This is a genomic window from Sphingomonas azotifigens NBRC 15497, from assembly GCF_002091475.1.
GTDB lineage: Bacteria > Pseudomonadota > Alphaproteobacteria > Sphingomonadales > Sphingomonadaceae > Sphingomonas > Sphingomonas azotifigens.
The window spans coordinates 65,046-81,800 of the sequence record NZ_BCTR01000012.1 but is presented as its reverse complement, the minus strand read 5'-3'; the positions used below and the strand labels follow the sequence as shown (position 1 = coordinate 81,800).

At 66.7% G+C, this 16,755-nt stretch carries 14 protein-coding genes; 3 read left to right on the top strand and 11 right to left on the bottom strand.

Annotation, left to right across the window (positions count from 1 at the left end):
* The first annotated feature begins 167 nt into the window (after window positions 1-167).
* Complete coding sequence (locus SAZ01S_RS05710) at window positions 168-2,015, top strand: putative bifunctional diguanylate cyclase/phosphodiesterase (RefSeq protein WP_084580910.1); 1,848 nt, start codon at window positions 168-170, stop codon at window positions 2,013-2,015.
* Between the two features lie 10 nt (window positions 2,016-2,025).
* Here SAZ01S_RS05710 and SAZ01S_RS05705 read toward each other — a convergent pair whose 3' ends face one another.
* Genes SAZ01S_RS05705 through cyoA form a run of 7 tightly spaced genes read right to left on the bottom strand, consistent with a single transcriptional unit; the run spans window position 2,026 to window position 8,666 of the window.
* Complete coding sequence (locus SAZ01S_RS05705) at window positions 2,026-2,553, bottom strand: response regulator transcription factor (protein ID WP_084580908.1); 528 nt, start codon at window positions 2,551-2,553, stop codon at window positions 2,026-2,028.
* Window positions 2,550-3,821: an ATP-binding protein gene (locus SAZ01S_RS05700; protein WP_084580906.1), complete on the bottom strand. Its 1,272-nt coding sequence runs from the start codon at window positions 3,819-3,821 to the stop codon at window positions 2,550-2,552. Before SAZ01S_RS05700 ends, SAZ01S_RS05705 begins: the two co-directional genes overlap by 4 nt.
* Window positions 3,818-4,483, bottom strand: a complete 666-nt coding sequence (locus SAZ01S_RS05695; RefSeq protein ID WP_084580904.1) for an SURF1 family protein — start codon at window positions 4,481-4,483, stop codon at window positions 3,818-3,820. The genes SAZ01S_RS05700 and SAZ01S_RS05695 overlap by 4 nt, the downstream gene beginning before the upstream one ends.
* A 23-nt stretch (window positions 4,484-4,506) precedes the next feature.
* Window positions 4,507-4,899 carry a cytochrome o ubiquinol oxidase subunit IV gene (gene cyoD, locus SAZ01S_RS05690; protein ID WP_084580902.1) on the bottom strand — a complete coding sequence of 131 codons (393 nt, stop codon included), beginning with the start codon at window positions 4,897-4,899 and terminating at the stop codon, window positions 4,507-4,509.
* On the bottom strand, window positions 4,896-5,522 hold the full coding sequence (cyoC, locus tag SAZ01S_RS05685; protein ID WP_084581123.1) for a cytochrome o ubiquinol oxidase subunit III: 627 nt from the start codon (window positions 5,520-5,522) through the stop codon (window positions 4,896-4,898). The genes cyoD and cyoC overlap by 4 nt, the downstream gene beginning before the upstream one ends.
* 4 nt (window positions 5,523-5,526) lie before the next feature.
* Window positions 5,527-7,524, bottom strand: coding sequence for a cytochrome o ubiquinol oxidase subunit I (gene cyoB / locus SAZ01S_RS05680; RefSeq protein WP_084580900.1), 1,998 nt, complete (start codon window positions 7,522-7,524; stop codon window positions 5,527-5,529).
* Between the two features lie 8 nt (window positions 7,525-7,532).
* Window positions 7,533-8,666, bottom strand: a complete 1,134-nt coding sequence (gene cyoA, locus SAZ01S_RS05675) for a ubiquinol oxidase subunit II (RefSeq protein WP_084580898.1) — start codon at window positions 8,664-8,666, stop codon at window positions 7,533-7,535.
* 128 nt (window positions 8,667-8,794) lie between these two features.
* On the opposite strand from cyoA, the gene SAZ01S_RS05670 reads away from it, so the two are divergent.
* Together SAZ01S_RS05670 and mazG are read left to right on the top strand one after the other, a co-directional pair.
* A complete protein-coding gene (locus SAZ01S_RS05670) occupies window positions 8,795-10,126 on the top strand; it encodes an MFS transporter (protein WP_084580896.1) in 1,332 nt (443 codons plus the stop codon).
* A 77-nt stretch (window positions 10,127-10,203) separates the two neighbouring features.
* Entirely contained in the window at window positions 10,204-10,956 is a 753-nt protein-coding gene (mazG, locus tag SAZ01S_RS05665; protein WP_084580894.1) for a nucleoside triphosphate pyrophosphohydrolase, read from the top strand.
* Between the two features lie 162 nt (window positions 10,957-11,118).
* On the opposite strand, the gene hflX is transcribed toward mazG, so the two are convergent.
* The 4 genes from hflX to SAZ01S_RS05645 form a co-directional block, all read right to left on the bottom strand.
* Window positions 11,119-12,411 (bottom strand): GTPase HflX, encoded by a 1,293-nt coding sequence (gene hflX, locus SAZ01S_RS05660; RefSeq protein WP_084580893.1) that lies wholly within the window; start codon window positions 12,409-12,411, stop codon window positions 11,119-11,121.
* 7 nt (window positions 12,412-12,418) lie between these two features.
* Window positions 12,419-12,970 (bottom strand): RNA chaperone Hfq, encoded by a 552-nt coding sequence (hfq, locus tag SAZ01S_RS05655; protein ID WP_281252150.1) that lies wholly within the window; start codon window positions 12,968-12,970, stop codon window positions 12,419-12,421.
* Between the two features lie 64 nt (window positions 12,971-13,034).
* Entirely contained in the window at window positions 13,035-14,414 is a 1,380-nt protein-coding gene (gene ntrX, locus SAZ01S_RS05650) for a nitrogen assimilation response regulator NtrX (RefSeq protein ID WP_084580891.1), read from the bottom strand.
* Entirely contained in the window at window positions 14,411-16,678 is a 2,268-nt protein-coding gene (locus SAZ01S_RS05645) for a sensor histidine kinase NtrY-like (RefSeq protein WP_084580889.1), read from the bottom strand. Before SAZ01S_RS05645 ends, ntrX begins: the two co-directional genes overlap by 4 nt.
* Between the last annotated feature and the right edge of the window lie 77 nt (window positions 16,679-16,755).

Sequence of the window (16,755 nt, the reverse complement as noted above, 5' to 3'; positions counted from 1 at the left end):
CCGGGGTGTGTCCCGGCGCGAAAGGGGTGGAGTCGAGGTACGTCATTCGGCCCGCCTAGGCCGGGAAAGTTGCAGTAATACGTAGTTTCCCAGAGGCGCGGATTATGCTGGAGGCAAGACCGTGGACGCCAAGTTGCGCAGCAACCCCTGCTAAGGTGACGACACGCGTGGACATCTCGCTTCAGAACAACATCTTGGAGCTGGTCGCCACGGGCGCCGACCTGGCGTCGGTCGCCGATCGCCTCTGCCGCGAGGTGGAACTGCGCCTCCCCGACGTGCGCTGCCTGGTGCTGCGCGTCGACGTGGCGGGCCGGCTGCATCCCGTCGCCGGCCCCAGCTTTCCCGAACATTATCTCCACGCGCTGGACGGAATGATGATCGGTCCGCGAGTCGGCTCTTGCGGCGCCGCAGCCTATCACGGCGAACCCCATGCCAGCACCGATATCGAGACCGATCCCAACTGGGCACGGTATCTGGATCTCACCCGGCCGCTCGAGCTCCGCGCCTGCTGGTCCAATCCGATCAAGAACGGCCGCGGGGAAGTGACCGGAGTCGTCGCCTTCTACTACCGCGTGCCGCGCGGCCCGACGCCGCTCGAGCGACGGATCATCCGCGTGTGCCTCCATCTGTGCAGCATCGCGATCGAACAGGACATCTGGCGCGCCAAGCAGGTGCGCCGGGCGCAGCTGGACGGGCTCACCGGCTTGCCGAACCGCGCCGCCTTCGCCACCTCGCTCAGCGATCTCGATTGCAGCGAACCGGGTGGCTGGGGCCTGATCCTGGTCGACCTCGACAATCTCAAGATCGTCAACGACACCTTCGGCCACGTCGCCGGCGACGCGCTGATCACGCATGCGGCGCGGCGCCTAGCCGAGACGGCGGCGCCCGATCGTGCGTATCGGTTGGGGGGAGACGAGTTCGCGGTGCTGCTGCAGAGCCCCGAGGCGCTTGCCGACCCGGCGGAAAAGGCGCGGCGCCTGCTCGACGCAATCGCCCAGCCGGTTTCCGAGGAAGATCGCAACCTCCTCCCCCGTGCCACCGCCGGCGGCGCGCTGATCGGCGAAGGCGAGACCGCCGAACAGGTCCGCCTAAACGCCGATCTCGCGCTTTACCATGCCAAGGAAACGGCGCGCGGCACGTTCGTGCGCTACTGGCCGGGCATCGCCACCCGCATGGCCAAGCGGCTCGAGGCGATCCACTCGGTCGAGCGCGCGCTCGCCGAGGACCGCTTGCTACCGTTCTACCAGCCGATACTCGACCTGCGTTCTGGCGAACTGGTCGGCTTCGAGGCATTGTGCCGGATGCGCGCCGGCGACCGTATCATCTCTGCCGCAGAGTTTTTCGAGGCGACCACCGACGGCAAGGTTGCCGGTGCGATCACCGACCGCATGCTAGAGCGCGTCGCCGCCGACCTGCGCCGCTGGTGCGACTTCGGCATCGCGCCCCGCCATGTCGGCATGAACTTCTCCTCCAGCGACTTTCATGGCGGCCGCCTGCGCGAGCTGATCCCGGAGACGCTGGCGCGCCACGGCGTTCCCCTGCACCACCTGACCCTCGAGATTACCGAGACGGTCTATCTTGGCCAGGGCGACACGGTCGTCGCGGATACGCTGCGCTGGTTCCGCAGCCAGGGGCTGATGGTGGCGCTCGACGATTTCGGGACGGGCTATGCCTCCCTCACCCATCTGCTCACCATGCCGGTCGACTATATCAAGATCGACAAGAGCTTCACCGATCAGCTGCTGCAGAACAGCGCCAGCCGGGCGATCGTCGAGGGCGTGCTCCACATCGCACAGGAGCTTGACATGGGCGTCATCGCCGAAGGCGTCGAGACCGAGTCGCAGGCGGAGCTGCTGCGCAGCATCGGCTGTGCCTATGGCCAGGGGCACCTCTTCTCCCCCGCCATCGACGCCGCACGGGCGACCGAGATGCTGCATGCAGCCCGGGCCACCTCCCCGCGCCTGTCGAGCAACGGCATGCCGACCGGGCACGACCCCGCCGCCATTCTGCACTGAGCAAGGTCCGTCAGAGGTGCTTCTTGTCGAGCTTTCGGGCGAGCGTACGACGGTGCAGCCCCAGCCGCCGCGCCGCTTCGGATAGGTTGTAGTTGGTATCCGCCAACGTCTGGTGGATATGCTCCCATTCGAGCGTGCGGATCGAGGTCGGCCGCGCCTTCAACTCGGTATCGACATCGCCGTCGACGCGCTCGAACGCCGCCTCGATATCGTCGGTATTGGCGGGCTTCATCAGATAGTTGGTGGCGCCCAGCTTCACTGCCTCCACCGCGGTGCCGATGCTGGCGAACCCGGTGAGCACGACGATCCGCATCGTCGGGTCGATGTCGTGCAGCTGCTTGACGCAGACCAGGCCGGAGCTGCCGCCCAGCCGCAGGTCGACCACCGCCCGTTCGGGGACGAAGGCGCGGGCGCGTGGCTCGACCTCTTCGGGGCCGTTCAGCACCTCGACCTGGTACCCGCGCCGCTCGAAGGAGCGGGCAAGCGTCCGCGCGAACACCACATCGTCCTCGATGATCAGCAGCTTGTGCCCGGTCATTCGCCCTCATCCTCAAGCGCCAAGGCCGACACCGGTACCCGCAGCACCACCTCTGCGCCACCGGTTTCGCGGTTGCTGGCGGCAAGCGTGCCGCCCAGCGTACGCAACACGTTATGCGCAAGGAAAAGCCCGAGCCCGGCGCCCTGGCGCCCCTTGCTGCTGTTATAGGGATTGCCGATGCGTGGCAGGATGTCCGCCGGAAAGCCGCGACCGTCGTCGCGAAAGCTCAGCCGCAGCGCGCCGTCCGCCTCGTTCACCACCAGGTGGATCCGCGCCGCCCCCGCCTCCACGGCATTGTCGAGCACATTCACGATCGACTGGCCGAGCGCCCGGTCCGCGACGATCGGCAGATCCCCCGGCAGGCGATAATCGAGGATCACCTGATCGTTGCGCGGCCATTGCTCGATCACGCCGGTGAGAAAGCGGCGCAGGCTGGTCCGCGCCGGTGCCTCGCCGCTCACCTCGCCCGCGGCGAACAGGATGCCGGCGACGATCGCCTTGCAGCGCGCCACCTCGGCCTGCATGTCGGCCACTTCGGCGAGCAGCTGGGGATCGCGGGCGATCCTTGCGTCCGCCCGCCAGTCGCCCAGCGCGACCGAAAGCGAAGCGAGCGGCGTACCCAGCTCATGCGCCGCGCCGCTGGCGAGCAGACCCATCCGGACGATATGGTCCTCTTCCGCCGCGCGCTGCCGCAGCTCGGCGAGGCGGGCGTCGCGATCGCGCAGGTTTCTCGCGATGCGCGTGACGAACTGGACGATCAGCGTCGCGGTAAGCGTGTAGTTGAACCACAGCGCGAACAGGAACGCGCCTGACAACGAGGTTGCCAGCATCGGCGGCAGCGGCAGCGGCCGGTGCACCACGGACAGAAAGGCGAAGGCGGCGCTGGTGAGGAAGACGAGCGCCCAGCTGGAGGCCGTGTCGAGCAGCACCGCGCCGAGCACCACCTGCAGCAGGTAGAGCGACACGAAGGGGTTGGTCGCGCCGCCGCTCAGGTAGAGCAGGACGGTGAGGCACATCACGTCGACCAGCAGCCCGGCCATCACCTGCCCGTTGGTCGCGGGACGCAGCGCGCGGGCCGGGTACATCGCCAGGTTGAGCGCGACCAGCACGCCCACCGTGGCGAGCATCGGCACCAGCGGCAGGCGTACGCCGAACGCCAGATGGACGCCGAGGATCGTGGTCAGCTGCCCAAGCACCGCGAGCCAGCGGAGCTGGACCAGCAGCAGCAGGTTGCGGCGGGCGGCGTCCTCCGGCGTCGCCGTGGTCATGCGTCTCCGCGTCCACGCCACGCCCGCCAGGCGAACCAGGCGGTCAGCAGGGCGAGGCCGAACCAGGTCAGCGCATAGACGAGATGGTTGTTGCTGAAGCGGACGACGGTCATCCCGCCGCGCGGCCAGCCGTCGCCATCGCGATCGGCATCGATGAAATAGGGCGCGAGCTGCCGCAGCCCCTGCCCCATCGCCGCCACGTCGCGTGAGTACCAGCGGTTGGCGGCGGGATCGTTGGCGCGCAAGAAACCGCCCTTGGGCTCGCTGAGGCGCAGCAGGCCGGTGATGCTCACCGGCTTCGCGCCTTCAGTCTTGCAGTCGGGCAGTGCCTGACCTTCGGGCAGGAAACCGCGATTGACGAAAACGGTGAAGCCGCGCGCGGTGACGAGCGGTGTCATCACCCATTTGCCGGGCCCGATCTCGGTAACGGCCTGGGCCAGCTTCGTACCGCAGGGAAGGTAGCTGCCGGTCACGCGGACGCGGCGATAGGCGGCTTCGCTATTTACGGCCGCCCATTCGGCGGGCCCGGGGGAGGGCACCGGCGCCTTGGCCAGTCCCCGCTCTACCCGGTCGATCAAAGCCAGCTTCCAGGCGCGGCGCTCGACCTGCCAGATGCCGAGGCCGAGAAGGATGGCGATCAGCGGCAGCAGCGCGATCGCCATCCCGTTGCGGGAAGCCGGCCGGCTCACATGCCGGCGCCGGAAGCCATCCCGGGCATCATGTTGAGGTTCATGTTGTACATCACCCACAGCGAGCCCGCGAGCGCGATGACGATGATGATGATCGTGAACACCAGCGCCATCAGGGTCCAGCCCTGCTCCGACTTGCTGTTCATGTGGAGGAAGTAGATCATGTGGACGACGATCTGCACCATCGCCAGCGCCGCGCAGATCGCCACCGCCACGCGGGTGTCGGCGATCCAGCCGCCCATCACGATCCCGAACGGGATCGCGGTGAGGACGACCGAGAGCAGGAAGCCGGTGATGTAGCCACCGCGGGTCGAATGCGGCGCGTCATGGCCATGATCGTGGCCGTGACCATGGTCATGGCCGGCGTGGCTGTGGGGGTGCGCGCTCATCGCATGGCTCCAAACAGATAGACGAAGGTGAACACGCCGATCCAGATCACGTCGAGGAAGTGCCAGAACAGCGACAGGCACTGCAGGCGACGGACGTTTGCCGGGATCAGGCCCTTGCGGCCGATCTGCACCATCAGCGTGAACAGCCAGATCAGGCCGAAGGTGACGTGCAGGCCGTGGGTGCCCACCAGGGTGAAGAAGGACGAGAGGAACGCCGAGCGCCACGGACCCGCACCCTCATGGATCAGGTTCGAGAACTCGTAGAGCTCGATGCCGAGGAAGGCGGCGCCGAACAGTGCGGTCAGCAGCAGCCAGGCCTGGACGGCGCCCTTGCGCTGTTCCTGCATGGCGATCATCGCGAAGCCATAGGTGATCGAGGAGAACAGCAGCATCGCCGTGTTCACCGCCACCAGCGGCAGCTCGAACAGCTCGTGGGAGGTGGGGCCTCCCGCATAGCTGGTGCCATAGACGCCCCATGCCGCGAACAGCATCGCGAAGATGAGGCAGTCGCTCATCAGGTACATCCAGAAGCCGAGCAGCGTGCTGCCGCCGGGTTCGTGATGCTCCTCCTCGAGCTGGTAGAAAACGGGCGTCTTGCCCTTGGGTACGGTCGTGGCGCTCATCGCGTCAGGCTCCCAGGCGCGCGAGCACCGCGGTGCGCGCATTCTCGGTTTCGGTCACTTCTTCTGCCGTGATGTAGAAGTCGCGATCATAGTTGAAGGTGTGGGCGATCGCGGTGACGATCAGGCCCAGGAACGATGCGGCCGCGAGCCACCAGATGTACCAGATCATCGCGAAGCCGAACACCAGCGAGAAGCCCGCCAGAATGATGCCGGCGCCGGTGTTCTTCGGCATGTGGATCGGCAGGTAGCCCGAGACCGGACGCACCGCACCGCGCGACTTCATGTCGTACCAGGCATCCAGGTCGTGGATGACCGGCGAGAACGCGAAGTTATAGGCCGGCGGCGGCGACGAGGTCGCCCATTCCAGCGTGCGGGCGTTCCAGGGATCGCCGCTGTCGTCGCGCAGCGCCTCGCGGTTGCGGATGCTCACGAAGATCTGGAGCAGGAAGGCTGCGATGCCGACGGCGATGATCGCGGCGCCGATCGCGGCGATCACGAACCAGATCTGCAGGCTCGGATCGTCGAAGTGGCGCAGGCGACGGGTCACGCCCATCAGGCCGAGGACGTAGAGCGGCGTGAACGCCACCCAGAAGCCCACCACCCAGCACCAGAAGGAGACCAGACCCCACTTCTTGTCGAGCTTGAAGCCGAACGCCTTGGGCCACCAGTAGTTGATGCCGGCGAACAGGCCGAACAGTACGCCGCCGATGATCACGTTGTGGAAGTGCGCGACCAGGAACAGCGAGTTGTGCAGCACGAAGTCGGCCGGGGGCACCGCCAGCATCACGCCGGTCATGCCGCCGATCACGAAGGTCAGCATGAACGCGACCGTCCACATCATCGGCAGTTCGAAGCGGATGCGGCCCTTGTACATGGTGAACAGCCAGTTGAAGATCTTGGCACCCGTCGGGATCGAGATGATCATCGTGGTGATGCCGAAGAAGCTGTTCACGCTCGCGCCCGAGCCCATCGTGAAGAAGTGATGGAGCCAGACGAGGTACGACAGGATGGTGATGACCAGCACGGCGTAGACCATCGAGGTATAGCCGAACAGGCGCTTGCCCGAGAAGGTCGAGGTGACTTCGGAGAAGATGCCGAAGGCCGGCAGGATCAGGATGTAAACTTCCGGGTGGCCCCAGATCCAGATCATGTTCACGTACATCATCGGATTGCCGCCGGCGGTGTTCGTGAAGAAGTGGGTGCCGACATAGCGGTCGAGGCTGAGCAGCGCGAGCACCGCGGTCAGCACCGGGAAGGCGGCGACGATCAGGATGTTGGTGGCAAGCGCGGTCCAGGTGAAGATCGGCATCTTCATCAGGCCCATGCCCGGCGCGCGCATCTTGACGATGGTGGCGACCAGGTTGACGCCCGAAAGCAGCGTGCCGACACCCGCGATCTGCAGCGCCCAGACATAATAGTCCACGCCCACGTCCGGCGAATAGTCGAGGCCCGAGAGCGGCGCCATCGCCAGCCAGCCGGTCCGCGCGAACTCGCCGATGAACAGGCTGGCCATCACCAGCGCCGCACCCGCCGCCGTCATCCAGAAGCTGAAATTGTTCAGGAACGGGAAGCTGACGTCGCGCGCACCGATCTGCAGCGGCACCACGAAGTTCATCAGGCCGGTGACGAAGGGCATCGCCACGAAGAAGATCATGATCACGCCGTGGGCGGTGAACACCTGATCATAGTGATGGGCGTTGAGATAACCCTCGTTGGCGCCGAACGCCATCGCCTGCTGGCCGCGCATCATGATCGCATCGGCGAAGCCGCGCAGCAGCATCACCAGGCCCAGCACCATGTACATGATGCCGATGCGCTTGTGATCGACGGTGGTGAACCACTCCTTCCAGAGATAGCCCCACAGGCGGAAATAGGTCAGCGCGCCAAGCAGCGCGATGCCGCCGAGCGCGACGCCGCAAAAGGTACCGACGACGATCGGCTCGTGGATCGGCAGGCTCTCGATCGAGAGCCGGCCGAAGATCATCTTCAAAGTGTCAGACATGGCAGTGCTCAAGCCTCGCCCGCCGCCGCGCGACCGGGATAGGCCGGCGCGTCCATGCGGGTCATGTTACGGTTCGAATCCGCGCCGGGTTCGGAGTGGCCGGCGGGAGCGCCGTGCGGATGGGTCAGGTGCGGACTGGTCTTCATTTCATCCGGCGACTTCATCAGCGCGCCATCGGCGCCTTCGCCCGGACGATCGTTTACCGCAGGCGCGACTTCCTGGGCACCCGCACCATGGTGCATCATGCCGTGGCCGCAGGCGGTGCCGGGCTTCACGCACATCTGGACGATGCGATCGAACAGGCCGCCCTCGACGGTGCCGAAGTGCATCGCCGGCACCTTCTCGCTCGGCTTTTCGAGCGTGAGATACTGGGCGGTGTCGAGCGACTGCGCCGACGCCTTGGTCTTGGCGACCCACTGGTCGAAGCCCGCCGCATCCACCGACTGGGTCGGGAAATGCATGTAGGAGAAGCCGGCGCCGCTATAGTTGGCGCTCTGGCCCTCGAAGGTGCCGACGCGGTTCATCACCGCGTGGAGCTTCGTTTCCATGCCCGGCATCGTATAGATCATGCCCGCCAGCGCCGGCACGTAGAAGGTGTTCATCACGCTCGATGAGGTCAGGCGGAAGCGCACCTGGCGGTCGGCCGGCAGCACCAATTCGTTGACCGTGGCGATGCCCTGCTCTGGGTAGATGAACAGCCACTTCCAGTCGAGCGAGACGACCTGGATCTCCAGCGGCTTCTGATCCGCCGGGATCGGCTTGCCCGGCGCGATGCGGTCCAGCGGCCGATAGGGGTCCAGCTGGTGCGTCGTGAGCCAGGTCAGCGCGCCGAGTGCGATGATGATCAGCAGCGGTGCCGACCAGATCACCAGTTCGATCCGGGTCGAGTGATCCCAGTCGGGCTTGTACTCCGACTCGGTGTTGCTCGCGCGGTATTTGAACGCGAAAACCACCGTCAGGATCATCACCGGCACGATGATGAGCAGCATCAAAAAGACGGACCAGAGGATCAGATCGGCTTGCTGCCGTGCAACATCGCCGGACGGATTCATCACCACCAGGTCGCATCCGCCGAGGATCAGCGGGGCTGCGAGGGTGGCGATCAAGGCCGCCGGCCGGAGGGCACGACGGAACGGGAGCATGGATCGAAACATAGCGGCCGCGAGTTAGGAGGGGTTGTGCGGGCGCGAAATAGGACAATTTGTCCCATGGCTGCAACCCGAGAGTTTCCCTAGGTGCTTTCCCCAAAGCTTTGCGGTAGATATGACCCATGGCAAATGCTGAGCTTGGTTCGACGCAGATCGAACATGACGCCCGCCTGATCAACACCTCGCCCGGTGACGATCACACCCGCCCCGGCGATATCGCCATTGGGGTGATCATCGGGCGAACGTCCGAGTTTTTCGACTTTTTCGTCTACGCGATCGCCTCGGTGCTGGTGTTCCCCGCGCTGGTGTTCCCGTACATGGATCGCGTGTCCGGCACGCTCTGGTCGTTCGCCCTCTTCCCCCTCGCCTTCATCGCCCGTCCTATCGGCACGCAGATCTTCATGCGCATTGACCGCCGTCATGGACGCGGCACGAAGCTGACCCTCGCGCTGTTCCTGCTCGGCACCGCGACGGTGACGATGGCGTTCCTGCCCGGCTATGAGCAGGTCGGCACCTGGTCGGCGATCCTGCTCGCCGCGCTTCGCGTGCTGCAGGGGCTGGCGCTGGGTGGCGCCTGGGACGGCCTCGCGTCGCTGCTGGCGCTCAACGCCCCGGCGTCGCGCCGCGGCTGGTATGCGATGGTGCCGCAGCTCGGCGCCCCGCTCGGGCTGATCGTGGCGAGCGGGCTGTTCGCCTATTTCCTGGGCGCGCTCGACTCCGCCGATTTCATGAGCTGGGGCTGGCGCTATCCGTTCTTCGTCGCCTTCGCGCTCAACGTGGTGGCCCTGTTCGCCCGCCTGCGCATGGTGGTGGCCCCCGAATATGTGAAGCTGTTCGAGAGCCGCGAACTCACCCCCTCGCGAGTCACCGCGACGATCAAGGCACAGTGGCGCAACATCATCATCGGCGCCTTCGCCCCGCTGGCGAGCTTTGCGCTGTTCCACATGGTCACCGTCTTCCCGCTGTCCTGGATCGCGCTGTTCACCACCGAGGACCTGACCCGCTTCCTGTGGATCGAAGTCGGCGCGGCTGCCTGCGGCGTCGTCGCGATCGTGATCTCGGGGATCCTCGCCGACCGGATCGGCCGCCGCTCGCTGCTGGGCTACACCGCTGCCGCGATCGCCGCCTATTCGGGCTTCGCGCCGCAGCTGCTCGAACGCGGCAATACCGGCGAGACGGTGTTCATGGTGCTCGGCTTCATCCTGCTCGGCCTCGCCTTCGGCCAGTCCTCGGGGGCGGTCGCCAGCAATTTCCCGAAGCGGGCGCGCTATACCGGCGCGGCACTCACCTCGGATCTCGCCTGGCTGTTCGGTGCCGGCTTCGCGCCGCTCGCGGCGCTGCTGCTCGCCAGCAACTGGGGCGTGATCGCGTCGGGCCTGTACCTGCTCTCGGGCGCTGCCGGCACGCTGATCGCGCTCTACTTCAACAAGGAACTGGGGCGCCGCCTCGACTGACCCCGGCGCGGCTTGCCTAAGCCGCGCGCGACCTCCAAAGGCCTCCTGTCCGCACCCGCGTTCAGGAGGCCTTTTGCATGACGTCCCCCACCGGCATTGACCGCCTGGTCGCCATCATGGAGCGCCTGCGCGATCCGAAACGCGGCTGCGAATGGGACGTGGCGCAGACCTTCGAGACCATCGCGCCCTATACGATCGAGGAAGCCTATGAGGTGGCCGACGCGATCGAACGCGGCGACATCGCCGAGTTGAAGGACGAGTTGGGCGACCTGCTGCTTCAGGTGGTGTTCCACAGCCGGATCGCCGAAGAGGCAGGGCAGTTCGGGCTTGCGGATGTGGTCACCTCGATCAGCGACAAGATGGAGCGACGCCACCCACATATCTTCGGCGATGTGGCCGAGGGCGGGCACCATCTGTGGGAAGTCATCAAGGCCGAGGAGCGTGGCGCCAAAGGGGCGTCGAGCGCGCTCGACGGCGTGGCGATCGGCCTGCCCGCGCTGCTGCGTGCCGAGAAGCTCCAGAAGCGGGCGGCACGCACCGGCTTCGACTGGCCCGATGCGACGGGCGCGCGCGCGAAGATCCTGGAGGAACTGGAAGAGGTCGAGACGGCGGAGAACGACGCCCACCGCGCCGAAGAGGTGGGCGACCTGCTCTTCGCCGTGGTGAACTATGCCCGCAAGCTGGGCGTGGAGCCCGAGGCGGCGCTGCGCGCGGCCAATGGCAAGTTCGAGCGGCGGTTCAAGGCGATGGAGGAACGCGCGGGCGAGGCGTTCGTGGGGCTGGACCTGGAGGGCAAGGAAGCGCTCTGGCAGGTGGTCAAGCGGGGGTGATGGGGCTGAGCCCTTCCCCATCGTCCACACGTCATCCCGGCGAGAGCCGGGATCCATTCGCCTCTCGCTTTCAGCAAGAGCCGCAACGTAGCGCCAATGGATTCCGGCTTTCGCCGGAATGACGGACTGAGAGTAGACGCGGCGTCGATAGCGCTTCCGCCCCTACCCCCGCGTGACGAACCGCTCGTAATCGCGCGGCGCCATGCGGACTTCATAGACCGCCTGCTCGTCCTCGATATGCTGGTCGATCACATCGCCATGCTGGTGTAGCCACGCGGCGGCCGCGCCATCGGCGGGATCGAGCCGCAGCGTGTAACGACGATGGCCTTCGGTGAGCCGCCCGGCGACGGCCTCGACCAGCGCATCGACGCCCTCCCCGGTCAGCGCCGAGATCACCCGCACCTCGTCGGTACGGCGCGCGGCCATCGCCAGCGCTTCGTCGCGCTGCTCGTCGTCGAGCAGGTCGAGCTTGTTCCACGCCTCGAAGCGCGGAGTCTGCTCGGACACGCCGATTTCCTGAAGCACCTTTTCCACGTCGGCGCGCTGCGCCTCGGTATCCGGATGCGCGATGTCGCGGACATGGATCAACAGGTCGGCCGAGACCACCTCTTCCAGCGTCGCCTTGAACGCGGCGACCAGCTGGGTAGGCAGTTCGGAGACGAAGCCCACCGTGTCGGAGAGGATCGCCTTGTCGATCCCCGGCAGTGCGATCTGGCGCAGCGTCGGGTCAAGCGTGGCGAAGAGCAGGTTCTCCGCCATCACGCCCGCGCCGGTCAGCCGGTTGAACAGCGTCGACTTGCCGGCATTGGTATAGCCGACCAGCGCCACCACCGGCCAAGGCGCGCGCTGGCGCCGGTCGCGGTGAAGCGTGCGGGTACGGCTGACCTGGTCGAGCTCGCGCCGCAGCCGCGCCATGCGGTCGCGGATCAAGCGCCGGTCCGCCTCGATCTGGGTTTCGCCCGGGCCGCCGAGGAAGCCGAAACCGCCGCGCTGGCGCTCAAGGTGGGTCCAACTGCGGACGAGCCGGCCTGCCTGATAGTCGAGATGCGCCAGTTCGACCTGCAACCGGCCTTCTGCCGTGCGGGCGCGCTCGCCGAAGATTTCGAGGATAAGGCCGGTACGGTCGATCACCTTGCAGCCGAGCGCCGTCTCGAGGTTGCGCTGCTGCACCGGCGTCAGCGCCGCGTCGAACACCGCGAGCTGCAGTTCGCCGTCGCGGACCGTCTCCGCCAGGGCTTCCACCTGGCCCGAGCCGATCAGCGTGCCCGGCTTGGGCTGGCGCAGCCGCACGGCAACCCGTTCGACCACGTCGACGCCGATCGCCGCGGCTAGACCGGCGGTTTCCTCCAGCCTTGCTTCAGCGTCGCGCGAGCTGCCGCCCATGTCCGGATAGACGACGAGCGCCTTTGCGCCCCGCGCGAATTCGTCGGGGTCGCGCTCGAAACCAGTGCTCATGCGAGGATCAATCGTCGTCGCCGCTATTGGTTTCCTCGGCGAGGTTCAGCGGGTGCATCGGCTGGATGGTGGAAACCGCATGCTTGTAGACCAGCTGGGCCATGCCCTCGCGCTGGAGCAGCATGCAGAACAGGTCGAAGGCAGCGATCTGGCCCTGGAGCATCACGCCGTTCACCAGGAACATGGTGACGTTTTCCTGCTGCTTGCGGACCGCGTTGAGGAAGATTTCCTGCAGCACCGGGTTCTTGTGCTGGAACTCGCCCGCCGCCGCGAGCAGCGCGGCGAGGTCCATCGGGCCCGAGGGCATGATGGTGGAAATGGCATGCTTGTAGATCAGCTGCGACTGCCCGTCGCGGCGGAGCAGCACCGAAAAATTGTCGAACCAGGTGACGATGCCCTGGAGCTTGACGCCCTTGACGAGGAACATCGTGACCGGCGTCTTCGACCGGCGCAGCGAGTTGAGGAACAGGTCCTGAAGCGAAGTCTGCTTCTCTGCCATATGGTGGCTCCATTTATTCTTGGCGGGATTTGTCCCGCGGTGCGCCGTTCCCGGCGTCAGGGTCGGCGCCACCCCGGCGCCGGGATCCAATCTAGGGGTTTCGGTCGCTTCCGTCCATAGCGGCTCAATCGTCGCGCGCGTCGGTGATGCCGAGCAGCTTGAGCTTGCGGTGCAAGGCCGAGCGCTCCATCCCGATGAAGCTCGCCGTGCGCGAGATATTGCCCGAGAAGCGACGGATCTGGACGCGCAGATATTCGCGCTCGAAGCTCTCGCGCGCTTCCTTGAGCGGCGCGCCCATGATCGCGCTGGACGCCATGCCGCTGCCGTTCTCGCTCTGTCGGCCGAGCACCTCGGGGGGCAGCAGGTCGACGTCGATGCGGCCGATCCGGTCGCCCGGCGCCAGGATCACCGTCCGCTCGACGACATTGCGCAGCTGACGGACATTGCCCGGCCAGTCATAGCTTTGCAGCGCCACCATCGCGTCGGCGGCGATCTCCGGGGTCGGCACGCGGCGCTCCGAGGCATAATGCGCCACATAATGCTCGACCAGCGCGGGGATGTCCTCGCGGCGGTCGGTGAGCGCCGGGATCGGTACCGGCACCACGTTGAGCCGGTAGTAGAGGTCCTCGCGGAAGCGCCCGCCGGCAATCTCCGCCATCAGGTCGCGCGCGGTGGCCGAAACCACGCGCACATCGACCTTGACGATGCGGGTCCCGCCGACGCGGCTGAAGCTCTGGTCGGTCAGCACGCGCAGGATGCGCGCCTGGGTCGCGATCGGCATGTCGGCGATCTCGTCGAGGAACAGCGTGCCGCCATGCGCCTGTTCGAGCAGGCCGGGGCGGACGAGATCGCCGCTCTCCTCGACCCCGAACAGTTCCTCGTCGACGCGATCGGGCGTCATCCGGGCGGCGCTGACGATCACGAAGGGCGCCTCGGCGCGCTGGCTCCAGCCATGGAGCAGCCGCGCCGCGACTTCCTTGCCGACGCCGGCGCCGCCGGTGATCAGCACCCGGCTGCCGGTCGAGGCAACGCGCTTGAGGGTCGCGCGCACCGTGTTGATCGCGGTAGAGGTGCCCTGAAGATCGGTCCCCCGCCCGGCCACCGCGCGCAGCGACGCGACTTCGCGCCGCAGCCGCTCGGTCTCGGTGGCGCGCGCGACCATCAGCAGCAGCCGCTCGGCCTCGAAGGGCTTCTCGATAAAGTCGGACGCGCCGCGCCGGATCGCCGCAACGGCGGTGTCGAGATTGCCATGGCCCGAGATCACCAGCACCGGGATCGACGGATCGCGGCGCTTGATCTCGTCGAGCAGTTCGAGCCCGTCGAGCCGCGAGCCCTGCAGCCACACGTCGAGCAACACCAGGCTCGGGCGGCGATCGGCGATGGCGCTCAGCGCGGAATCGCTGTCGGCAGCGTTGCGCGTCGCATATCCCTCGTCTTCCAGCACGCCGGCTACCAGTTCGCGGATGTCGCGTTCGTCGTCGACGACGAGAATGTCCAGGCTCATGTTCTGCTTCCGGTTCGGGTGAGCATCGCCGGTCGCGCGTCCTGCGCGTCGTCCGGCGTTTCGGTAAGGGCGACGCTGGCAAGCATCGCGGTGTCGAAGCACAGGGTCACGCGCGTGCCGCCGCCGGGGCGGTCGGCAAAGGCGATCGTGCCGCAATGTTCCTCGACGATCTTCTTGACGATGGCGAGCCCCAGGCCGGTGCCGCGGCTGCGCGTCGTCATATAGGGTTCGACGATCCGGTCGCGCTCGACCGGCAGGCCGACGCCGTTGTCGGCCAGTGTCAGGATCAGCTTGTCGTCCGCTTCGGGCTGGATGGTCAGATGCACCTCGCCCTGGGGCAGATCCGCACCCTGCCCGGCGGCCTCGTCGCGCGTCTCGATCGCCTCGACCGCGTTCTTGACGATGTTGGTCAACGCCTGGCCGATCTGGCGGCGATCGCACACCAGCGACGGGGCGGGGTCGGGCGCGTCGAGCGTGAAGCGCAGCGCCGGGTGCGCGACTTCGTGCAGGAACATCGCCTGGCGGGCGATATCGAGCAGCGACTCGCGGCGGAACATCGGCTTGGGCATGCGCGCGAACGAGGAGAATTCGTCGACCATCCGCCGCAGATCGCCCACCTGCCGCACGATCGTGTCGGTCAGCCGCGCGAACACGCCGTCGCTCTGGTCGACCTGCTTGCCATAGCGGCGCTGGAGCCGCTCGGCGGCGAGCTGGATGGGGGTGAGCGGGTTCTTGATCTCATGCGCGATGCGGCGGGCAACATCCGCCCAGGCGGCGCGACGCTGGTCGTTGAGCTGCTGGGTGATGTCGTCGAAGGTGAGCACCTGCCCACCCTCGTCCGAGGTGACCTTCACCGCCAGCGTCCGCGCCTCGCCACCGGTCGCGATCTGGACGATGCCCTCGCGATCGCCACTGGCGAGCATCGTCTCCAGTTCGGGAGCGAGCGCTTCGAGCGGCAGGCCCACCGGGTCGGCGGCCTGGTGGCGGAGCAGCGCGTTGGCCGAGGCGTTGATCAGGCGGACGCGGTGATCGGCACCGATCGCCACCACACCGGCCGACACGCCCGACAGCACCGCCTCGATCAACGCGCGGCGGCTGTCGAGCTGGGCGTTGGCAGTGACCAGCGCGGTGGTCTGGTCCTGCAGCCGCGCGGTCATGCTGTTGAAGGCGATGCCGAGCGTGGCGATCTCGTCGATCGTCTCCGGCGTCGGCACCCGCGCGCTGAGGTCGCCCTCCGCGACCTGCCCCGCCGCCTGCACGAGCTGATCGACCGGGCGCACCAGCCGGTCGGCCACGGCAAGCGCGATCCATGTCGCGATGCCTACGATGAGCAGCGCGACACCGAATAGGATCGCGTTGAACTGCAGCTGGAGCGCGCGCGACCGTGCGATCAGCGCCGAATATTCCCGCCCGATGCGATCCGCGGCGACATTCTGCCGATTGAGAAATTCCACGTTGTTTGGCGTGGCCACATACAGGAAGAGGTTCCGCGAGCGATCGATCGGCATGATCACCCAGATCACCTCGGAATCGAAATTAATCGCGCTCTCGCCATCCTTCATCAGCTTCAGGACGTTTCGCGAAACGCGCCGTGCGAACACCGGCGACGAGGGTGCTTCCCAAGCATAGAGTGCCTCGACGCGGTCGTCGTCCAGCACCCGGAAGATCACGCCCTGGTTGAACGTGCGGTAATAGAGCTGGTTGAGAAACCATTTCTGGAAATCGGGCGAGCGCTCGGGCAGCGACGGCGCGACCGACAGCATGTCCTCCACCATCGTACTCGTTTCGAGCTTCCAGCGGTTGATGACCAGCTTCTTGCCTTCGTTCGAAATCGCCGCGGCCGTGTCGATCGCCGCCCGCGCCCGCTCGGAGCCCCAGAGCTTGATGCCTGACTGAAACATGATCGATGCCGCGATCACCGTCAGCACGATCGGCACGCTGGCCATCAGCGTGAACACCGCGACCAGCCGCACGTGCAGCCGCCCTCCGCCCGCCAGTGCTGAGCGCGCGGTCCGGTTGATCGCGATCCGCCTGCCGATCAGCACGATCAGCGCGACATAGGGCAGCAGGTTGACGAGCAGCAGCGTCGCGGCGACGCCGGGGCTGAACAATTGCTGCTTCGAGTTCTGCTGGACGAACCAATAGGTGACGATCGGTGTCGCCAGCGCAACCGCCAGCACCGCGAACTCGACCAGCCGGAACGCCCTGCCGGAGCGCGACCAGGCTTGCGGGCTATCGAGACTCGTTGGAGCTACGCCGACCATTGCTCCCCTGATACACAGGGATTGTGGCCAAAAGAACACATATTATTGCTGGATTGTCACTAACCTGCCCCGGCCCG

Bases quoted from the DNA above. Each gene is read 5' to 3' on its own strand.
- cyoA (WP_084580898.1), bottom strand. From the start codon at position 8,666: ATGCTCCCGTTCCGTCGTGCCCTCCGGCCGGCGGCCTTGATCGCCACC.
- cyoB (WP_084580900.1), bottom strand. From the start codon at position 7,524: ATGTCTGACACTTTGAAGATGATCTTCGGCCGGCTCTCGATCGAGAGC.
- SAZ01S_RS05670 (WP_084580896.1), top strand. From the start codon at position 8,795: ATGGCAAATGCTGAGCTTGGTTCGACGCAGATCGAACATGACGCCCGC.
- cyoD (WP_084580902.1), bottom strand. From the start codon at position 4,899: ATGAGCGCGCACCCCCACAGCCACGCCGGCCATGACCATGGTCACGGC.
- ntrX (WP_084580891.1), bottom strand. From the start codon at position 14,414: ATGAGCCTGGACATTCTCGTCGTCGACGACGAACGCGACATCCGCGAA.
- cyoC (WP_084581123.1), bottom strand. From the start codon at position 5,522: ATGAGCGCCACGACCGTACCCAAGGGCAAGACGCCCGTTTTCTACCAG.
- hflX (WP_084580893.1), bottom strand. From the start codon at position 12,411: ATGAGCACTGGTTTCGAGCGCGACCCCGACGAATTCGCGCGGGGCGCA.
- SAZ01S_RS05695 (WP_084580904.1), bottom strand. From the start codon at position 4,483: ATGGCGATCGCGCTGCTGCCGCTGATCGCCATCCTTCTCGGCCTCGGC.
- SAZ01S_RS05700 (WP_084580906.1), bottom strand. From the start codon at position 3,821: ATGACCACGGCGACGCCGGAGGACGCCGCCCGCCGCAACCTGCTGCTG.
- SAZ01S_RS05645 (WP_084580889.1), bottom strand. From the start codon at position 16,678: ATGGTCGGCGTAGCTCCAACGAGTCTCGATAGCCCGCAAGCCTGGTCG.
- mazG (WP_084580894.1), top strand. From the start codon at position 10,204: ATGACGTCCCCCACCGGCATTGACCGCCTGGTCGCCATCATGGAGCGC.
- SAZ01S_RS05705 (WP_084580908.1), bottom strand. From the start codon at position 2,553: ATGACCGGGCACAAGCTGCTGATCATCGAGGACGATGTGGTGTTCGCG.